We start from the raw sequence: 18716 nt of genomic DNA on the forward strand, positions 1-18716 counted from the left end.
AGTCCTGTTATTTATTGTTCTTGAATGAGTTGATGATTCGCTAAACGAAAACGATGATCCATTTTATGGGCAAGGGTTAAATCATGTGTCACCACCACAAGGGCGGTGCCGATCTCCTGATTGATCTCGCACATTAAATCAAACACCGCGTGCGCATTGTCACTGTCAAGATTGCCAGTGGGTTCATCGGCTAAGACCGCTAGAGGTTCTGTGACCAATGCGCGTGCAATCGCCACACGTTGGCGTTCACCGCCCGATAGGGCAGAGGGCTTATGTGACAAGCGGTGAGACAATCCCACGCGATTGAGCATCGCTTGCGCGCGTTCTGTGGCTTCTTTGACACTCATGCCGCCAATGATGCAGGGGATGGCAACATTATCCACCGCTGTAAATTCAGGCAATAGATGATGAAATTGATAAATGAAGCCTAAATAACGGTTGCGCCAAACGCCGCGGGCTTTTTCTGAGCCTTGACTTAAGCAATGACCATTGAGCCACACTTCACCGGATGTTGGTTGATCGAGCCCAGATAACACATGCAGCAAGGTACTTTTCCCAGAACCTGATGCCCCAACAATTGCCACGCGATCTTTGGGTGCTAAGGTAAAATTCAGGGCATCAAAAATTTTGACCTCATTTTTATGGTCAATGTAGGATTTGGCCAAGTTTTTGGCCTCTAAAATCGGATCACTCATAACGTAATGCCTCAGCAGGTTGAGTTTTAGCGGCGCTCCATGCAGGATAGAGGGTGGCTAAACTGGCCAATAAAAATGCGATCAATGCGATCAATGCAATGTCGCCCACATTGATCACAGTGGGAATGTGGGAAAGTGGATAAACGCTCGGCTCAAATACGGTGTAACCTAAGAAGGATTCCAGCCAACCGATCAAACGATTGACATTGTATGTGATGAGTAAACCTAAACTGGTGCCAAGTAAAACGCCCCAAAAACCAATCACAATCCCTTGCACCATAAAAATGGCAAGGATCGAGCGTGGCGCAAGTCCTAAGGTTCTTAAAATGGCAATTTCTGAGCGCTTATCATTGACCACCATCACTAATGTTGACACCACATTAAACACTGCCACCGCAATGATCAAACTCATGATGACAAAAATGGTGCGTTTTTCTGTGTCGATCATTTTGGCCAGGGTGGCAAATTGATCCACCCAGCTGTAGATGAGGATGTCATTGTCTGCAAATTGATCCACAAGGTTCAATGCCGTTGGCCGCGCGATGCTTGGGTCTTTCAGTTTTAAACGGATGCCTTGGACTTCATCGCTGGGGATTTTAAAGATCTGATTGGCATCATCAATGTGAATGATCGCCATATTGGCATCATATTCATACATGCCCACGCTGAAAATATCCACCACCGTAAAGGCTTTGGTGCGCGGGATCACGGTTTCTGAATGGGGAGAGACTTCAGGCGTGATCAACATCACTTGCTCGCCAATGTGCGCATCTAACAGTTCCGCCAAATCTTTGCCTAGGATCACATTGGCGCTGTCACCATTTAAGGCATCAAAGTTTGGCAAGATGTCAGAAACCTCAGATTGATATGTGGGATTCACGCCTTCAATGCGCACAGGTCGCATCAAACCATTGGCATTCATGAGCCCTTCACCATTGGTAAACGGCGCGCCTGCCAGCACATTTTCATCAAGGGCGGCGGTTTGATACAGTGTTTCCCAATCATCAAAATAACCGCTTTCTGCCCGTTTGACGATTTTAAGATCATACGCCATCGACGCGCTCACCTCTTGAATGCCTTGTTGAAAGCCATTCATGACGGAGAGCACCACAATAATGGCCGTGAGCCCAAGAGCAATGCCGCCAATAGAGACAAGGGAGATGAAAGAGATGAAGTTATTTTTGCGTTTTGCGCCGGTGTAGCGCAACCCAATGGCAAGGCTTAACGGTTTAAAAAGCTTAATCATAACGCAGAGCCTCCGCCGGTTGAGTTTGGGCAGCTTTCCATGCCGGATAAAGGGTTGCTAAACTTGCGAGCCCAAAGGCAATGCCTGCCACAATGTAAATGTCACTCCACACCACCTCAGATGGAATCTCAAGCACATAAAATGCTTCGCCCACATTGCTGCCAAAAAAGGATTCCACAGCGCTGACGATGTGATTCACATTGAACGCAATCAATAAGCCAAGCCCCATGCCAATCAATGCACCAAAAAAGCCAATGAACGTGCCTTGCACCATAAAGATCACCATGATTTGCATCGGTGACATGCCAAGGGTGCGTAAAATGGCAATTTCAGGGCGTTTTTCTGTCACCACCATGACAAGTGTGGAGACCACATTAAAAACAGCCACCGCCACAATGAGGCTCATGATGGTGAACATGGTGAGTTTTTCAATTTCGATCATTTTAAATAGGGTTTTGAACTCATCAATCCACGTGCTGACGCGATAATCATCGCCCAGTTTTTGCTGTAAGCGCTCTGCGGTTTCTCGCGCAATCATCGGATCAGTGAGTTTAAGGCGCACGCCTGAGACGCTGTTTTTCGGGATTTGATAAATGCGTCCGCTGTCTGATGCATGCATGATGCCCATCGTGGCATCATATTCATATTGCCCTAAGCGAAAAATGCCCACCACTTTTAAGCGTTTCATACGTGGAATGGCACCTGCTGCGGTCACTTGGATTTTTGGTGTGATCAACGTCACGTGATCGCCAACACTGGCGCCAAGAGAGAGCGCTAAATCTGTGCCTAAAATGATGCCAAATTCACCGGGCTGTAAAATGGAGAAGTCACTGGCTGTGATGAAATCTGCGGTGATTTTATCGCTGATGGTGGAGACTTCCTCTTCATAAAGCGGATCAACCCCTTGGATTTTGATGGGGGCAAATTGACCGTTCGCAGCTAACAATCCTTCACCATTATTAAAGGGCGCACCGGCAATCACATTTGGTTCATGGCGCACGGCGTCATACACATTTTCCCAATCTTTCACAAAGCCTTGTGGATTGTGATCCGTGATGGCAATGTCATAAGCCATGGCTAAATTGCGCGCTTTGACCTCATTTTGAAAACCATTCATCACCGAGAGCACCACAATCATGGTCATCATGCCTAAGGCAATGCCACCTATTGAGATGAACGAGATGAATGAGATGAAATTTTTTTTGCGTTGAGCCCGCGTGTAGCGCAGGCCAATGTAGAGCGACAAGGGGCGAAACATCATGCCTCCTCTGTATCGAGTGATAACGCCATGTGTTCAACGGTGGATTCTAATTTCTCAAGCTCAATGAGGGGCGGAAGTTCACTCAGTTGCTTGAGGTTAAAATCATCCAAAAATTGTTTGGTGGTGCCGTATAGATTTGGGCGCCCGGGCACTTCACGCTGACCAAGCACTTTAATCCATTCACGCTCAAGCAATGTTTTGATGATGTTGCTGCTGACGGCAACACCGCGAATCTCTTCAATGTCCCCTCGGCTAATCGGTTGGCGGTAGGCAATTAAGGCTAAGGTTTCAAGGAGCGCGCGGCTATAGCGCTGTGGCTTTTCATCAAACAAGCGCGAAACCCACGGGGAGAATTGTTGCGGCACTTGAATGCGATAGCCTGAGGCCACCTCCACAAGTTCAACGCCACGCCCTTCTAATTGGTATTTCAACGCCGTGAGGGCTTCTTTAATGGCTTCTGTGCTTGGCTGTTCATGCAGCTCAAACAGGGCTTGCATGTCGGTGATTTTTAACGGGGTGCGAGCGGCGCTTAAAATGGCCTCAAGCAGTACATTTAATGGCGGTAATGCATTCATAGATTGATCTCTGCACTTAACGGAAGAAGACGTTTGCCAGCGAAGGCAAAGGCGGTGCGCATGATGGCATTCCAAGGATTTTCGTTCAATTGACCTTTTGTGGCCAAATCAATTTGAACCACCATGCGGGTTAAATGGCGGATGCGCTGTGGACTTAAACGATTGAGGGCTTGGCGATACATAGCTTTTTGGCTGCCCCAAACGTCATTGAGCGCCATCTCCATTGTGGCGCCTTGTGCCATTTTGCTTTGCATGCGATGGATGAGGTTGATCTCTTTATGCAGCACCCAATTGACTAAAATGGGCGCATCACCCTCTGAGCGTAAACCTTGCAAAATTCGGTAAATGCGGGCAATGTCCGCCGTCAGTAGGGCAGAGCTTAGATCAAATGCCACAAAGTTTGAGTTCTCGCTACTAAGCTCAATGATCATCTCATGGGAAATCGGCGCATTGCCATATAAAAATTGCAACTGCGTTAGCAATTGTTCAATGGCTAAAAAGTTGCCTTCATTGTGCGCACTGATGAACGCCACCGATTCAGGCAGTAAATTCACTTGCAATTGGCGGGCGCGCTCTTTGATCCATTGCGGCAATTTTGTGTGATCAGGTGGAAAGACGGTGATCAAGCAACCGTTGCGCTCCACCATTTGCACCGTTTTATTTTTTTGGGCATTGCGATCAAGCTTTGGCATGGTGATGAGGTAAAAAAGATCCGAATGGGTTTGATCTAAACACTCATAAAGCTGCTTGAAAGTTTTGGCATCGGGCTTTTGGGTAAAGCGCAATTGGATGAGTTTTTCTGTCGAAAAAAGGGATAAACTTTGGCCGGTGGTTAAAATGTGCGACCAATCAAATTTATTGTCCACATCAAACACTTCACGCTCATAGCGCCCTAAATTCATGATGGCATTTTTGATGGTCTGCTCTGTGTTGAGCATCAACGCTGGTTCATCGCCTGTGATGAGACAATAGGGCAGGCGAATGATTTTGGGTAATTCTTTGGTAACGAAGTCCTGAGCAATCCGCATAATTTTTCATTCTCAAATAAAGAAAAACCCTCAAAAAGAGGGTTTTTGTGAATGCATGATGGATTATGCATTCCCTTCAGCTTGCATCTGTTCTAAACGTTGTGCGTAGAGCAAATCAAAGTTCACAGGGGCTAACGTTAATGGCGGGAAGCCTGCTTTTAACACCATAGAATCTAATGTTTCACGCGCGTATGGGAACAAAATGTTCGGGCAAAATGCGCCTTCCATGTGGCTGCGTTGTTCATCGCTAAAGCCTTCAATGGTGAATACGCCTGCTTGCTCGATTTCCACTAAGTACAATACATCATCGCCGACTTTAGCAGTCATGGTTAAACGTAAGGCAACTTCTGTCAAACCATCATCGATTTGTGTGGCTAAGTTTGCTAACTGCACAGAGATCTCTGGTGCGGTTTCATTTTTAAAACACGCAGGTGCATTTGGCACTTCAACAGAGATGTTTTTATTGTATAACTTATGAACGTTAAAGATCGGACCTTCGTTCGCTGCTGCGTTTGCTGCATTCTCAGACATACGTTTTCCTTTATAAAGTGGTTAATTATTTTGCTAAGAGTGGATCTAAGCCGCCTTTGGCATTTAAGGCAACAAGGTCATCACAACCGCCAATGTGTTGATCATTGATGAAGATTTGTGGCACAGTGTCACGGCCTGAGCGAGATTTGCTCTCTTCCCACAATTTAGCGTCTTGATTCACATTATAGATGGTCACGTCCGCGCCTTTGCTTTTTAATAAATCTAATGCGCGTTTGCAATATGGGCAAGAAGGCATGTAATACATTTCAACTGACATTGTTCAACTCCTATTTTTTAGATGATTCAACAGGTAAATTTGCTTGTGTCCAAGCATTGATACCGCCTTGAAGTGAAAAGAGGCTCACATCAGGATGCTCTTTACGTAATTTTTCCACAGCCGCCGTTGAGGCAGATGCAGAGTCACAATATAAAACGATCACTTTATTTTTCAATGCGCTGCTGGTGGTGACTTTTGTGGATAATTGGTCCACTGGCATGTGTACTGCGCTTGGAATGTGGGCTCTTTTATAGGCATCAGCATCACGGATGTCTACAAATACCGCTTGATCGTCATTAGACAATTGTAACGCTTTCACAGAAGAGATCAAAAATGCTTTGGTTTTGATTGATTTTAATTCATTTAAAATGATCAGGACAAATACGATGGTTAAGCCTGCAAACCATATCAATTCAGCACGAAAGAATTCCAAAAAAGTCATAATGGTGAGATATCCTTAAGATCATACAAAAGTTATAAACGCCTTATTCTATCAGTAAACTTTATAAAAGAGTGAGAATAAATCGCAAAGCGCGCGATTTCAATTTGCGCAAAATGTGCCACAATGGCAGCTATTTTTTATGAAACTTTAAGGCTTTGATTTATGATCCGTTCGATGACGCAGTATGCCGCATTGTGTTCGCTTTTGAGCGTCCCTTATATGACGCTTAATCTAGCAGTGGCCGATCACGGTTCGGTGCCCACGCTTTTACATGCATCAAGCCTTGCCATTTCTGCGTTAATTTTAGAGGATGCATCCATGGAAAAAACATTGCGCCGTGCGGACAATGGCCATTTAAAGTCTATGTTAAAGGCTGCGCGCATTTATCATTTTGGTGATTTTGATCAGGACATTGAGTCCGACCTAATGATGGCACAATATTGGTATGAGCGCGCGATCACAGAACATCCTAAAGATTATCGTGCATATTATGAACTCGCTGAATTGCTGCGCATCTCATCACCGAATGATCCTAATTTACTGTCCTATTATCAAAAAGCCACACAATTGACGGATACGGACATCGATGTCTTGTTATTTGCTGCGCGCTTTTTTGCAGAGCGCGGCTTAGATCAGCAAGCTTTGACGCAATATGAACGGGTCATTGCCCTCAATACCAGTGAATCGAGCACCTATTATGCTAAGCTCAGCAGCGCGCATCTTCTTAAATATGGCGGGCAGGGCGTTCAAAAAAATCCTAGAAAAGCCCATCAATATTATCTAGAGATCGTTGCCAACAATTTTAATGATGCCGAAAGCTTTTATGAACTGGGGGATGATTATCAGCATGGCATTGGCACGGCTGTGGATCTGACGCAAGCAAAAGATTATTATCAGCGCTCATTTGATGGGCGAGCACGCTTGCCACTCGGTCAATTATTACTGCAATCCACGGATAAAGCGCAGCGAATAGAAGGCATTCAGCAGGTGATTGCTGCAATGGCCTTGCCAGAAAATCGCCAAGCAGTGACGGAGATTTTATTGCCATTACGCACTGAATATCCGGAAATTGCGGCATGGCTGTATGATCAAGCCGTTTATTCAGATCATCGCAATAGTTTTGATGCGCGAGCAGTGTTAAAAGAGGGCTGCGAAGCAAATGATCCCGATCATTGCTTTTATGAAGCGCTGTGGCAACTTGGCAACCGTGTGTATGAAAAAGAGGGCTTTGCCCGCATGCTTGCGTTTGCAAAAGCGAATGATGAGCGCGCAATGGCAAAGTTGATTGAGCATTATCATGATCAAAATGATGCAGACAATGAACTCAAATGGCTGAAAGCACGCGCAGAGCTTTTACAGACAGAAGCCGCTTATGAAGCGGTGGCCTATTTTTATGTCAATGAAATGAATTATGATGAAGCTGTGGTTTGGTATGGCAAAATTGATGCGCCATCTGAGGACACTGCCAGGAACTTTCAGCATGCCAAAAATGAAGCCGCATATTTTAAGCATCGCGCCATTGCCGCGAAAGCTGATTGGGAAGATGCAGAATTTATGGCAAGCATTTATCAGCGCCAAGGGCGATTTGATCAAGCCATTGCCATGCTTGAGCCTTGGGCACAGACGAAAGAGACCGCAGGGTACTTATTGGTAGATGCGCTTGATCGCTCGCAAATTCCCGAAAACTTACAGCGCGCCACGCAACATCATTTAAAGCGTGCCAAAGCAGGGCAAGAGGCTGCGTATTATGAGTTGTATCAGCGATATGTACAAAACATTGATCCTACCATTACGCGGGAAGATGTGGTGGCATGGATGCAAGATTGGCAAGCGCTCGATGCGGATCAAAGCCGCTATTATATTGAGGAGCTTGAAGCCTATGATGAAGCCCTCAAGCAGCAAGATTTAGAAACATTGGCAAAAGCGTATCAATTTGGCTCTGGCATCCGAAAAGATGAGGCAAAATATTGGGCGCTCCTTGAAGAACTCAGTGCCCAAAACAATCAATGGGCACTGCAAACATTGGCCTATGCTTACTATTATGGCGAGATTGAACCCCATGATTGGTCTAAAGCGGTGGCGCTGTATCAAAAGCTCAATGAACCTGATGAAGAAGCACAAGCGATCATGGCCGATTATAAGCGTTATTTTGTGCCTGCCGAACAAGGTGATGATGCAGCAAAGGCAGCGTTAGGGCAATACTATGTCACCACTGAACCCTTTAAGAGTCGCCCAGATGATGTCAAAAAAGGGTTGGCATTACTCAATCAAGCGGCAGCGGCTGGTAATGGTGATGCGATGCTGAGTTTGGCGGATTATTATGGTTATGAGGATTATGCGCCTTATTTACAATTAAAATGGTTAGAAGCTGCGGTGGATGCTGGCAATCACGAGGCGGCGTTAAAGTTGGCACAGCTTAAAATCATGCGCACAATGTATCCATTGGTCAATGAGGCTGAGCAAACGGGCATTGAAGATTTATTGACCTTTGCTGCACAAAAGCTTGAGGCGGCCAATGAAGCTTTGGTGGATTTTTATCTGTTGATGCATCAAGATGAGCGAGCAGAAGCACTGCTCGACACATTGCCATTAGCGACACAGCAATCATTGTATCCGAAGCTTGGAGAGTTTCATGCCACCGATACCGATGAGCATGCCAGTCACTTTAACAAGGCTGCACGCTATTATGACAAAGCATATCAAGGCGGCGATTTAATCTATGGCATTAAGTTGGCTGAACTTTATTGGCAAGGGGATCAAACCTTAGCGCGTGATGAGCAGCAGGCAACCGCATTGATGAATGCAGTGTTTAGTGCCATCATTGATTCACAGGCATTGTATTTATCGGACAATATTGTAGAGTCATTGTTACGCCTTCATCGAGAAGATGCCTTTGCGCGCGCATGGTTAAAGCGTTTATCCATTGAGGGCAATAGCTACGCTGCGGCACAATTGGCGCAAATGTATGCCAAAGAGGAAGATTATGCGAGTGCTTATCTGTATGCGAAAGTGGCAGGACATTGGTTTGCAGATGATTTAGCGAGTCATTTAACGCCAGCGGTGATTGAGGTATTAGATGCACGCGCACAACAGTTGGCCAAAGCAAAAGCGCCATCAGAATTCTAAGGAGCATTATGTTTGACTTGAGTTTACACATGCAAAGTTCCATGGTCATTAAATTGGTGGTGGGCATGCTGTGCGTTTTGATCTTTTTGCGGATTTCGGGTAAATCCCAAATGTCCCAAATGACGCCCACAGATGTGGTGAACTCTTTTGTCATTGGCGCCATTGTGGGGGGTACGATTTATGCGCCTGCATTGTCTGTGTGGCACATGGTGTTTGGCATTGTGGTGTGGACAATCATCAACCTTGGGATTCATCAACTTACGAAAATCCGCTTTTTCAGTGATCTGTTTTATGGTCGCGTGGTGTTTTTGGTGAAAGATGGCAAGCTTGATGTCAAAGCGATGAAGCAAAATAAAATCAATGCCGAGCAATTGACGGCTAAGCTTCGAGAGCAGCGGATTTTTAGCCTATTAGATGTGGATGATGTGCGCTTAGAAACCGATGGGCAGTTTACTGTATTTTTGAAAACAGAAGCATGTTTAGGTTTTTTACTCATCAATCAAGGCAGCATTTTAGAAGATAATTTGAAAGATGCGCAGCGCTCAAGCACCTGGCTTAAACAGGAAATGTTGAAATTAGGCTATGCCAATATTGAGGATTTATACTGCGTGGAATGGACACCTAACCGCGGATTTTTTGTGGTGGACAATGAAGGCAATTCTTCTGGCATTACTGCAAAGTCTGTGGATTTGAAATAAAAAAAGCACCCAATGGGTGCTTTTTTATGGTGATTCAATTAGAAGTTGTAAGTGATGCCAAGCATGATGTCATGAGATTTTGCACGTGTTTTAAAGGTTGTGGTGCTGTTGTCTTCACGGAAGGAAACTTTAGATTTCCCTGCATCCACATAACGGTAGCTTAAATCTAATGCTAAATCAGCATTCAATGCGTATTGAACACCAGCACCAACGCTCCATGCAAAGTTGTTAGAGCGGTGAGATTGAGAGGCATTGAAAACATCACCCGCGTCATTAAGATTTAATTTAACGGTTTGCTTCACATTTGCATAACCAATACCAGCAGACACATAAGGCGTGAATGCAGATTCATTCGTAAAATCATAGTAAACATTGGCCATCACAGTGTTGATGTTCAATTGATTAGAGCTGTTGACGGTTGCAGGTTCACCAGGAATATTGAATGTTTCATTCGCTTTTGCTTTGCCGCGTGCGGTGAAATCTAATTCAGCACGAATCGGTAAGCCAAAGGCTTGAGAGAAGTTGTAACCAAAGGCAACGCCACCTGCAAAAACGCTTTTGTTTTTGCTGCCTTTGCTGAATGATTCATTGTCTGCAGCATCTTCACCATCAATATGATTGGCATTGTGTTTTTTAAGGCCAGAAAAAATGGCTGCTCAAGTTGAATGAGCAGCCACTGAAATATTTAGAATTTTTTAGATCTCATAAAAAATATTTATGGAAAAAGGGTAAATTTACCTCATGTCATCAATGATATCGCGATGAAAAGATGATCATTTTCGCTTAAAGACCAATAACAAACCACCACTAATAATCAAAACAGCACCCATCCAACCCCAAATGCCCAATCGTTCATGCCAAAAGAAGTGGGAGAGCATCGCGCCAAAGACCGCATTGAGATAATAAAATGGCGCTAAAAGGGATGCATCCGTCATTTGATTGGCCTTTGTCACCCACACTTGCCCAAGCGAGCCAAAAAATCCCATCAGCACAATGATGCCCCAAATGCGTAAATCCGTGGGTAAATTAAATTCTGTGAATGCTGCAAAAATCATGGCAGAGATGCAGCCGGTGAAAGAGAAATAAAAGACAATCTCTGAGCTGCCTGCCACTTTGCTCACACGCTTGATGGCCACCATGGCAAGGGCCACAAAAATGCCCGCAATGATGGGGATAAAAGAGAGGAGGGAAAATTGTGGTTTATCAGTGCTTGCAAGCATCCATGAGCCGATCATTGCCAAAATAAAGCTTGGAATTAAGACCCATGTGAGTTTTTCTTTGAGCCAAATCGCTGCCAATAATGGTACAAAAAGCGGCGTCAATGAGCGCAATACTGTGGCATCTGAGAGTGGCAAAACCGCTAAAGAGGTGAAAATTAAAATCATGCCAATTTGCCCAGAAAGGGAGCGAATGGCATGAAGCGTCAATCGCTTGAATGAGTTTTTCACTTCACCGGTGAGCCAAAAAGCGGGCGCCACCCAAAGAAGTGTGACAAGGTTACGGAAAAAGACGATGGTGGCGGTGGATAACTCGCTGCCCAGCCACTTGATGGAACTGTCCATCAGTGCAAAGGCCAATTGTGAGAGCACCACAAACAGGATGCCAACGAGCACTTTTTGATTCATGATTGATCCTAACGGTGGAAAAGTTTTTCAGTATAGACCCAAAATCAAACGCGCTTGAGCACTTTAAGCATCGACTCGCCAATGACCATAAACATCGCCCCAAAAACCACCACGAAAACGCCAATGTAACCCAAGAGATTTAAATTGGGGTGCGCAAAAATATGGGGCCATAAAGTGGCAAAAAGCTCAGAAAAACATAGCGTGAAGAGCGGTGTTAAGGTGATGATGGTGCTCACTTTTGACACATCCCAATAGCGCATCGCTTCAGCTAAAGCGCCATAACCGAGCACTGTATTGAGTCCGCAATAGAGCAGCAAACAAAGTTGCAATGTGGAGAGATTAAAAATGGCGGAAAAATCGGCAAAGGGCATTAAGAACAGGATGCCAAGCGCATTGAGGATGAAGAGGATTTGTAGGGAGTTAAACTGTTTGAGGGCAACTTTTTGTGCCATGGCAAATAACACCCATGAAAATGCGGACAAAGCCGCCAATATCACGCCAAAAGCATAAGCATTGAAAGATGAGATCATTTCGAGCAAATTGCGGTTAAAAAAGAGCAATAATCCTGAAATAAGGATGCTCACGCCAATCATTTGCACAATGGAGAGGCGCTCTTTAAAGAAAATCACGCCCGCAAAAAGTAGTCCAACGCTCGATAATTGCATCACGATTTGTGACACCGTTGGCGTGGTATAACTGAGGGATGCGCTGAATAAAACAAAGTTACCGATGATGCCAAGGGTCAGCACAGATAATAACAAGAGAGATTTTGGGTTTTTCGCGATCGTTTGAATGGGCAGCGATTTTTTGATGGCAAGGATTGGCCATAAAATGGCCAGCGAGATCACAAAACGATACCAAACCAAAGTCGGTGCATCGAGTGATTGCATGATCTCTTTGATGGCGATCGGCACATTGCCCCAAATGAACGCGGTGAATAAGGATAGGAAAAAACCAAGCTTAGCGCTTTTGATGGGAGTGCTCATGACGGGTGCTCGAAAAATAGGGTGCTTCATTATACGAGCGAAACTTAAGGCGGTCAGTAGGAATCTTTTGAATGAGGTTCTGAGAAATGTTCTATGCAGATTTCGTCACAAGGTTTGATAAAACAAAACCCCAATCAATGATTGGGGTTTTTATATCTCTCAGGAAAATTGAATTTAGCTGAACATCTCAATGATTTTCTTTAAGCCATCGATCAATTGATCCACTTCTTCTTTGGTGTTGTACATGCCAAAGGACATGCGCGCCGTTGCAGGCACACCAAAGCGGCGCATGATGGGTTGAGCGCAGTGATGACCCACGCGAACCGCAACGCCAAAGTGATCAAGCATCGTGCCAATGTCATGAGGATGCACGCCTTTGACCACAAAAGAGATCACGCCGACTTTATTCGGCGCAGTACCGATGATGCGCACTTCAGGAATTTTTGACAATTCTGCAGTGGCATAATCAAGCAGCTCTTTTTCATGGGCAGCGATGTAATCAAACCCAATCTCTTGGACAAATTTAATCGCCGCTTCAAAGGCAATCACACCTGCAATGTTTGGCGTACCGGCTTCAAACTTATTGGGCAATGGCGCAAATGTGGTTTTTTCAAATGTCACTTCATCAATCATGTCGCCACCTGTTTGATAAGGCGGCATGGCATTGAGGAGATCTTTTTTACCATACACCACGCCAACGCCCGTTGGGCCATAGAGTTTGTGGGCAGAAAAGACGTAAAAATCCACATCTAATTGCGACACATTCAAGGGCTCATGCACGATGCCTTGGGCACCATCCACCAAAATTTTTGCACCCACAGCATGGGCTTTTTGTGTGATGGTGGCAATGTCATTGATGGTGCCAAGCACGTTGGAAATTTGTGTGACGGCCACAATCTTAACGCGTTCGGTTAAGTTTGCATCCAAAAATGCCATGTCTAAACTGCCATCATCGAGCACAGGCACCACCAACAAATGGGCACCTTTAAGCTGACAAATCATCTGCCAAGGCACGATATTCGCATGGTGCTCCATTTCAGTGATCATCACCTGATCACCTTCTTTAAGCAACAAACCACCTAAACTGTGCGCCACTAAGTTGATGCTTTCAGTGGTGCCTTTGGTGAAGATGATTTCACGCGGATCATGGCTGCCGATTAAGTTGCACACCACTTTACGCACATTTTCATAACGCTCGGTGGATTCCTGACTGAAGAAGTACACGCCACGATGAATGTTGGCGTAATACTTCTCATAGACATTTTTTTCTGCTTCGATGACACACGTCGGCTTTTGCGCGGACGCGCCCGTATCTAAAAATACCACAGGTTTATCGTGAACTTTTTCCGATAAAATCGGAAAGGCTTGGCGAATTGTGTCGATCTTTGACATAAAAAATCCTCGATTATGCAGGGCGAACTGATGTTAAATCATTTTCCAATTGTTTGTGCATCCACTCTTTGACGGTTTCATGCTCGATCATGCCTAGGAATTCTGCGGCATAAGAGAGCAATAACATCGCTTGCGCTTCTTGTAACTCAATCCCGCGTGAGCGAAGATAAAAGAGTGACTCAGGCTCTAAGAAACCAACCGTTGCACCATGTGTACAGCGTACGTCATCGGCATAGATTTCTAAGCGTGGAATGGTCATTGCACGGGCTTTATCGCTCAATAAAATGGAGCGTGTGAGCTGATTGGCATCGGTTTTTTGCGCATCTTGATGCACATTGATCATGCCATCAAAAAGGGCATTGGCATTGTCCGCCAATAGGTTTTTGATGCTTTGCTCACTTGTACAATGTGGCACTTCATGGTGAAGTGTCATCACGTTTTCAAGCGATTGCTTGCCACTGCCTAAGTTGAGGGCAATGAAATTTGAGTGAGACATTTCACCTTTTAAATGCACCGTGATGTCAGAGCGAACCACATCGCCGCCTGCTTGATAATGCAGAATGCTTGTGGCGCTTTCTGCCGCTTGATCGCATTCAAACGCATAAAAACTTGAGACCATCTCAGGGTTTAAGCTCATTTTCAACCAGTTAAGCGTTGCGGCTTGCCCAACTTTAGCCGCCACTTTCGGGCTGGATAAATATTGACCTTTACCCGCTTCGACAAATAAAACCGTGAGTTTAGATTCATCGCCAACTTCTACAGAAATGTCTAGATCAGCGGTGCGTGCACCTTCTTCAGAGACCGTGTAGTTGTAGATGACAAAAGGTGTCGCAATGTCCGTATTTGGAATCACTTTTAATTGAATCTTACCCTTTTCAAGGGTGATCAATACGCCTTCTGGCACTAAGTTTTCGTTGAACCATTGTGGGTTCACTTCACCATTGACGACGGTAAGCACAAAGCATTTTTCAGGCATTGTGTGATCCGCTGGCATCAATTGTGGGTAAGCTGCCACCGCGCCTTGCCATTCGGTCGATAAAACTCGTTTTAAAGGCGTCTCTCTCCAGCGTTCTAAGCGGAGATTATCCGTTAATGTTTGAAGCATGTTCAATTCCTTTATTCTTTACGAGAACCGCCTGCATTATCACCGCGGTAAGAGATGTAACCATTTTTTTCTAACTCAAGGGCTAAGGATTTATCACCTGTGGCCACAATTTCACCATCGACTAACACGTGAACAACATCCGGTGAAACATAGTTCAATAAACGTTGATAGTGTGTGATGAGCAAGAATGAACGTTGATCATCGCGAAGTGTGTTGATGCCATCAGAAATCACTTTAAGGGCATCGATGTCTAAGCCTGAATCCGTTTCATCTAACACGATCATGCTCGGTTCAAGCACGAGCATTTGTAGGATTTCGTTGCGTTTTTTCTCACCGCCAGAGAAGCCTTCATTCACAAAGCGCTTTAAGAACGCAGGGTCCATTTTGACCTTTTTCATGCGATCTTGTAAGAATTCATAGAATTCTAATGCGTCCATTTCTTCTTGGCCACGTGCTTTACGAATGCTGTTTACAGCACTTTTCAAAAAGTACATGTTGTTCACGCCAGGCAATTCAGCCGGGTGCTGGAAGCCTAAAAATAGACCTTTGTGCGCGCGCTCTTCAGGATCTAATTCTAAGATGTTTTCGCCATTTAACCAGATTTCGCCTTCTAAGATGTCATAGCCATCTTTCCCTGCGATGATGTTCGATAATGTACTTTTACCAGAACCATTTGGCCCCATGATGGCGTGGATTTCGCCCGTTTTAACAGTTAAGCTCACGCCTTTTAAAATGATGTGATCTTCAACAGCTACTTTTAAATTTTTAATTTCTAACATTGCTTTGTTTCCCAATAACGATTTAACCAACGCTGCCTTCGAGTTTAAGCTCGATGAGTTTTTGTGCTTCTACGGCAAACTCCATCGGCAACTCTTGGAAAATTTCTTTACAGAAGCCATTCACAATCAAGCTGATGGCATCTTCCTGCGACAAACCTCTTTGCTGACAGTAAAACAACTGCTCTTCAGAGATTTTCGAGGTGGAGGCTTCATGCTCAACTTTAGATTGTGAGTTACGCACATCAATATAAGGGAAGGTGTGCGCGCCACAACGATCACCCATTAACATGGAGTCACATTGTGAATAGTTATGCGAACCGGTTGCACCCGGATTGATGCGCACTTGGCCACGGTAGATATTTTGTGCAGTGCCGGCAGAGATCCCTTTAGAAATGATGGTAGAACGTGTGTTTTTACCAATGTGGATCATCTTTGTGCCCGTATCGGCTTGTTGGCAATCACGGGCAACGGCCACAGAATAGAACTCACCGACAGACTCATCACCTTTTAAGATACAGCTTGGGTATTTCCATGTGATGGAAGAACCCGTTTCCACTTGTGTCCAAGAGATTTTTGATTTTCTGCCTTGGCATAAACCGCGCTTGGTCACAAAGTTGTAGATGCCGCCTAAACCATTTTTATCGCCAGGGTACCAGTTTTGGACCGTGGAATATTTGATGTTGGCTTCTTCAAGGGCAATGAGCTCAACAACCGCCGCATGCAATTGGTTTTCATCGCGCTGAGGTGCTGTACAGCCTTCTAAATAAGAGACATAGCTTTGATCATCTGCAATAATTAATGTGCGTTCAAATTGTCCGGTGTTTGCCGCATTGATGCGAAAATATGTGGACAATTCCATCGGGCAGCGCACGCCTTTAGGAATGTAAACAAATGAACCATCTGTGAACACCGCAGCATTTAACGCAGCAAAGAAGTTATCTTTATAAGAAACCACAGTGCCTAAATATTGTTTCACAAGTTCAGGGTATTCTTGTACCGCTTCACTGAATGAACAGAAGATGATGCCTTGCTCAAGCAATTTGCCTTTATAGCTTGTGGCCACAGATACAGAGTCAAATACTGCATCGACGGCAACACCTGCTAACACTTCTTGCTCTTCTAATGGAATGCCTAGGCGTTCATAAGTGCGTAATAATTCAGGATCGACTTCATCTAAACTTTTCGGTGCTTCTTCTTTTAACTCAGATAAAGATTTTGGTGCAGAATAGTAAGAGATCGCTTGGTAATCAATTGGAGCAATGTTTAGATGCGCCCAATCTGGCATTTCCATCTCAAGCCATGCTGCATACGCTTTTAAGCGATAATCTAACAACCATTGTGGTTCTTTTTTCATTGCTGAAATTTTACGAATCACATCTTCATCTAAACCCGGTGGCAAGGTTTCCTGAGGGATTTCTGTGACGAATCCGTACGCGTACTCTTCCTCAGTTAATTTGTGAATTTGTTCCATAAATAACTCTCTAAACAGTAACTTTTGTGATGGGAATGACAACTTCTCTTTGACGCTCTCTATGAGGCAGTGCTGCCAAAGAAGCCAAGGATATGTTTGAAAATTCACGCAATAGAATTTGATTGATGAGCGCCCAATGGGAGGTGAGTTCACAATGCTGTGATCGCTCACAGGCAGAATGATCCCCAACGCAATCATTGATGGACATCGGTCCCTCAATGGCCACTAAAATCTCAAGGAGTGAAATGTCTTCTGGTTTTTTATTCAAAAGATAACCGCCTTGTGATCCTCTGATGGACGCAAGCAATGATTCTTTGGTGAGAATTTTCAAAATCTTACTGGTGAACGCAGGGCTCAAATGACACTCACTTGAAATCTGTGAGGCACTTTTTGCATCATCATGTTTAGCTAGGTGGGTCATGATGAGCAGAGCATAATCTGTTTCCCGTGTGATTTTTAACATTGAAATTTATAAATTCCCGCTTAAAGATTAAGATGCCAATAATATAGCACTGTTTCCGTTCTATTTGTACTCTAATAATGACAATCGGGATCATTAATAAACGCAATGAGGGCGTGTACTATGTCAACTGCATCGCTTAGAGCATTATATACAAATTCTCTGCGCATAGAAAAAATTGATTGGAGCGGCTAAAAAAGAGGCGCAATAATAATGAGGCAACATCATTAACGATGAATAATCAGGAGAATCCTATGAAAAATTGTGATGTGTTACGCAACAAAACCAATCAAAAAGTGATCATCTGGACAACATTGGTGGGTGGCTTTATGAGCTCTTTGGTGAAATGGGGCTCGGAAGTGAACATGCCGCCGCGCATGCCTGGAGAAATCTCANCGCCTGGTGCGCACCTGGATGCTTGGTTCAGCTGGATGGGTTTTAATTCTCATTCGTTAGATTATGTCTATCAAGGTGTGCAAGTGCCAGGCGCTGTAACGCTTTATCACTGGCTCTTTAGTTTTGCCTTTGCCTTCTTGTACGTTTTAATGTCTGCTTACTGGCCACGCGTTCGCATGTGGTATGGGGCAATGTACGGTTTGGTGATCACCATTGTGATGCATGGTTTTTTCATTCCGTTATTGGGCTTTAGGAATCCTGCCTATGCTGAAGGGCAAGTGGGTTGGCTGTGGAACTTAAATGGCTATGAATTATGGAGCGAGATTTTAGGCCATGTGTATTGGTCAGTCTCCATTGAAATTTGTTTGATTGCTGTATTAGCCGTCTTAGCGCGCCCAATTAAAGGCATGTGGATCGATCGAGCTTAACCCTCCATGGATGATCAGCCGCTGTTCAAGCGGCTTTTTTCATGAAAGGTTAATCAGATTAATTAAATATACAGGCATATAAATAATGATAACCGATTTTAATATAAGAAAATTATTGGAAAAGATTTTAGTTTTATTATAAATATAATACCCTTGTTAATATACGTTTAAATAATAATAAAACTATGCTTTGTA

The 18716-nt window shown here is 44.4% G+C and carries 19 protein-coding genes; 3 read left to right on the forward strand and 16 right to left on the reverse strand.

Annotated features, from left to right (window positions below):
- Window positions 1-11: 11 nt before the first annotated feature.
- The 8 genes from lolD to B143_RS0108695 all read right to left on the reverse strand — a co-directional run bounded on the left by lolD (window position 12) and on the right by B143_RS0108695 (window position 6055).
- Window positions 12-695 carry a lipoprotein-releasing ABC transporter ATP-binding protein LolD gene (gene lolD / locus B143_RS0108660; RefSeq protein ID WP_018122962.1) on the reverse strand — a complete coding sequence of 228 codons (684 nt, stop codon included), beginning with the start codon at window positions 693-695 and terminating at the stop codon, window positions 12-14.
- Window positions 688-1941: a lipoprotein-releasing ABC transporter permease subunit gene (locus tag B143_RS0108665; RefSeq protein WP_018122963.1), complete on the reverse strand. Its 1254-nt coding sequence runs from the start codon at window positions 1939-1941 to the stop codon at window positions 688-690. Before B143_RS0108665 ends, lolD begins: the two co-directional genes overlap by 8 nt.
- A complete protein-coding gene (locus tag B143_RS0108670; protein ID WP_248647523.1) occupies window positions 1934-3202 on the reverse strand; it encodes a lipoprotein-releasing ABC transporter permease subunit in 1269 nt (422 codons plus the stop codon). The genes B143_RS0108665 and B143_RS0108670 overlap by 8 nt, the downstream gene beginning before the upstream one ends.
- The gene (gene scpB / locus B143_RS0108675; protein ID WP_008315976.1) at window positions 3199-3777 is read right to left on the reverse strand and encodes an SMC-Scp complex subunit ScpB; all 579 of its coding nucleotides are present in this window, start codon (window positions 3775-3777) and stop codon (window positions 3199-3201) included. Before scpB ends, B143_RS0108670 begins: the two co-directional genes overlap by 4 nt.
- Window positions 3774-4805, reverse strand: a complete 1032-nt coding sequence (gene holA, locus B143_RS0108680; RefSeq protein ID WP_008315975.1) for a DNA polymerase III subunit delta — start codon at window positions 4803-4805, stop codon at window positions 3774-3776. The genes scpB and holA overlap by 4 nt, the downstream gene beginning before the upstream one ends.
- Before the next feature lie 63 nt (window positions 4806-4868).
- Window positions 4869-5336 carry a protein-export chaperone SecB gene (gene secB, locus B143_RS0108685; RefSeq protein WP_018122965.1) on the reverse strand — a complete coding sequence of 156 codons (468 nt, stop codon included), beginning with the start codon at window positions 5334-5336 and terminating at the stop codon, window positions 4869-4871.
- Between the two features lie 25 nt (window positions 5337-5361).
- The gene (grxC, locus tag B143_RS0108690; RefSeq protein WP_018122966.1) at window positions 5362-5613 is read right to left on the reverse strand and encodes a glutaredoxin 3; all 252 of its coding nucleotides are present in this window, start codon (window positions 5611-5613) and stop codon (window positions 5362-5364) included.
- A gap of 10 nt (window positions 5614-5623) precedes the next feature.
- Entirely contained in the window at window positions 5624-6055 is a 432-nt protein-coding gene (locus tag B143_RS0108695; RefSeq protein WP_008315972.1) for a rhodanese-like domain-containing protein, read from the reverse strand.
- A gap of 162 nt (window positions 6056-6217) precedes the next feature.
- Here B143_RS0108695 and B143_RS0108700 point away from each other — a divergent pair, with 162 nt between their 5' ends.
- Window positions 6218-9181 carry an SEL1-like repeat protein gene (locus B143_RS0108700; RefSeq protein WP_038196353.1) on the forward strand — a complete coding sequence of 988 codons (2964 nt, stop codon included), beginning with the start codon at window positions 6218-6220 and terminating at the stop codon, window positions 9179-9181.
- 8 nt (window positions 9182-9189) lie between these two features.
- Entirely contained in the window at window positions 9190-9879 is a 690-nt protein-coding gene (locus B143_RS0108705; protein WP_018122968.1) for a DUF421 domain-containing protein, read from the forward strand.
- Between the two features lie 38 nt (window positions 9880-9917).
- Here the strand turns inward: B143_RS0108705 and B143_RS09900 are convergent, their stop codons facing one another.
- From B143_RS09900 to B143_RS0108745, 8 genes are all read right to left on the reverse strand, one after another.
- On the reverse strand, window positions 9918-10529 hold the full coding sequence (locus tag B143_RS09900; RefSeq protein ID WP_081601023.1) for an outer membrane protein: 612 nt from the start codon (window positions 10527-10529) through the stop codon (window positions 9918-9920).
- A gap of 123 nt (window positions 10530-10652) precedes the next feature.
- On the reverse strand, window positions 10653-11504 hold the full coding sequence (locus B143_RS0108715; protein WP_018122970.1) for a DMT family transporter: 852 nt from the start codon (window positions 11502-11504) through the stop codon (window positions 10653-10655).
- A 44-nt stretch (window positions 11505-11548) separates the two neighbouring features.
- Window positions 11549-12490, reverse strand: coding sequence for a DMT family transporter (locus tag B143_RS0108720; protein WP_018122971.1), 942 nt, complete (start codon window positions 12488-12490; stop codon window positions 11549-11551).
- Between the two features lie 174 nt (window positions 12491-12664).
- Window positions 12665-13882: an aminotransferase class V-fold PLP-dependent enzyme gene (locus tag B143_RS0108725; RefSeq protein WP_008315963.1), complete on the reverse strand. Its 1218-nt coding sequence runs from the start codon at window positions 13880-13882 to the stop codon at window positions 12665-12667.
- A gap of 13 nt (window positions 13883-13895) precedes the next feature.
- On the reverse strand, window positions 13896-14987 hold the full coding sequence (locus B143_RS0108730; RefSeq protein ID WP_018122972.1) for a SufB/SufD family protein: 1092 nt from the start codon (window positions 14985-14987) through the stop codon (window positions 13896-13898).
- An 11-nt stretch (window positions 14988-14998) separates the two neighbouring features.
- Window positions 14999-15766, reverse strand: a complete 768-nt coding sequence (sufC, locus tag B143_RS0108735; RefSeq protein WP_008315961.1) for a Fe-S cluster assembly ATPase SufC — start codon at window positions 15764-15766, stop codon at window positions 14999-15001.
- Window positions 15767-15788: 22 nt separating this feature from the next.
- Window positions 15789-17237 carry a Fe-S cluster assembly protein SufB gene (sufB, locus tag B143_RS0108740; protein WP_018122973.1) on the reverse strand — a complete coding sequence of 483 codons (1449 nt, stop codon included), beginning with the start codon at window positions 17235-17237 and terminating at the stop codon, window positions 15789-15791.
- Window positions 17238-17247: 10 nt separating this feature from the next.
- A complete protein-coding gene (locus tag B143_RS0108745; protein ID WP_008315959.1) occupies window positions 17248-17700 on the reverse strand; it encodes an SUF system Fe-S cluster assembly regulator in 453 nt (150 codons plus the stop codon).
- Window positions 17701-17951: 251 nt separating this feature from the next.
- Here B143_RS0108745 and B143_RS0108750 point away from each other — a divergent pair, with 251 nt between their 5' ends.
- Window positions 17952-18521 carry a YagU family protein gene (locus B143_RS0108750; RefSeq protein WP_018122974.1) on the forward strand — a complete coding sequence of 190 codons (570 nt, stop codon included), beginning with the start codon at window positions 17952-17954 and terminating at the stop codon, window positions 18519-18521.
- The last annotated feature ends 195 nt before the right edge of the window (window positions 18522-18716 follow it).

The sequence above is a fragment of the Wohlfahrtiimonas chitiniclastica DSM 18708 genome (assembly GCF_000375345.1).
Classification (GTDB): Bacteria; Pseudomonadota; Gammaproteobacteria; order Cardiobacteriales; family Wohlfahrtiimonadaceae; genus Wohlfahrtiimonas; species Wohlfahrtiimonas chitiniclastica.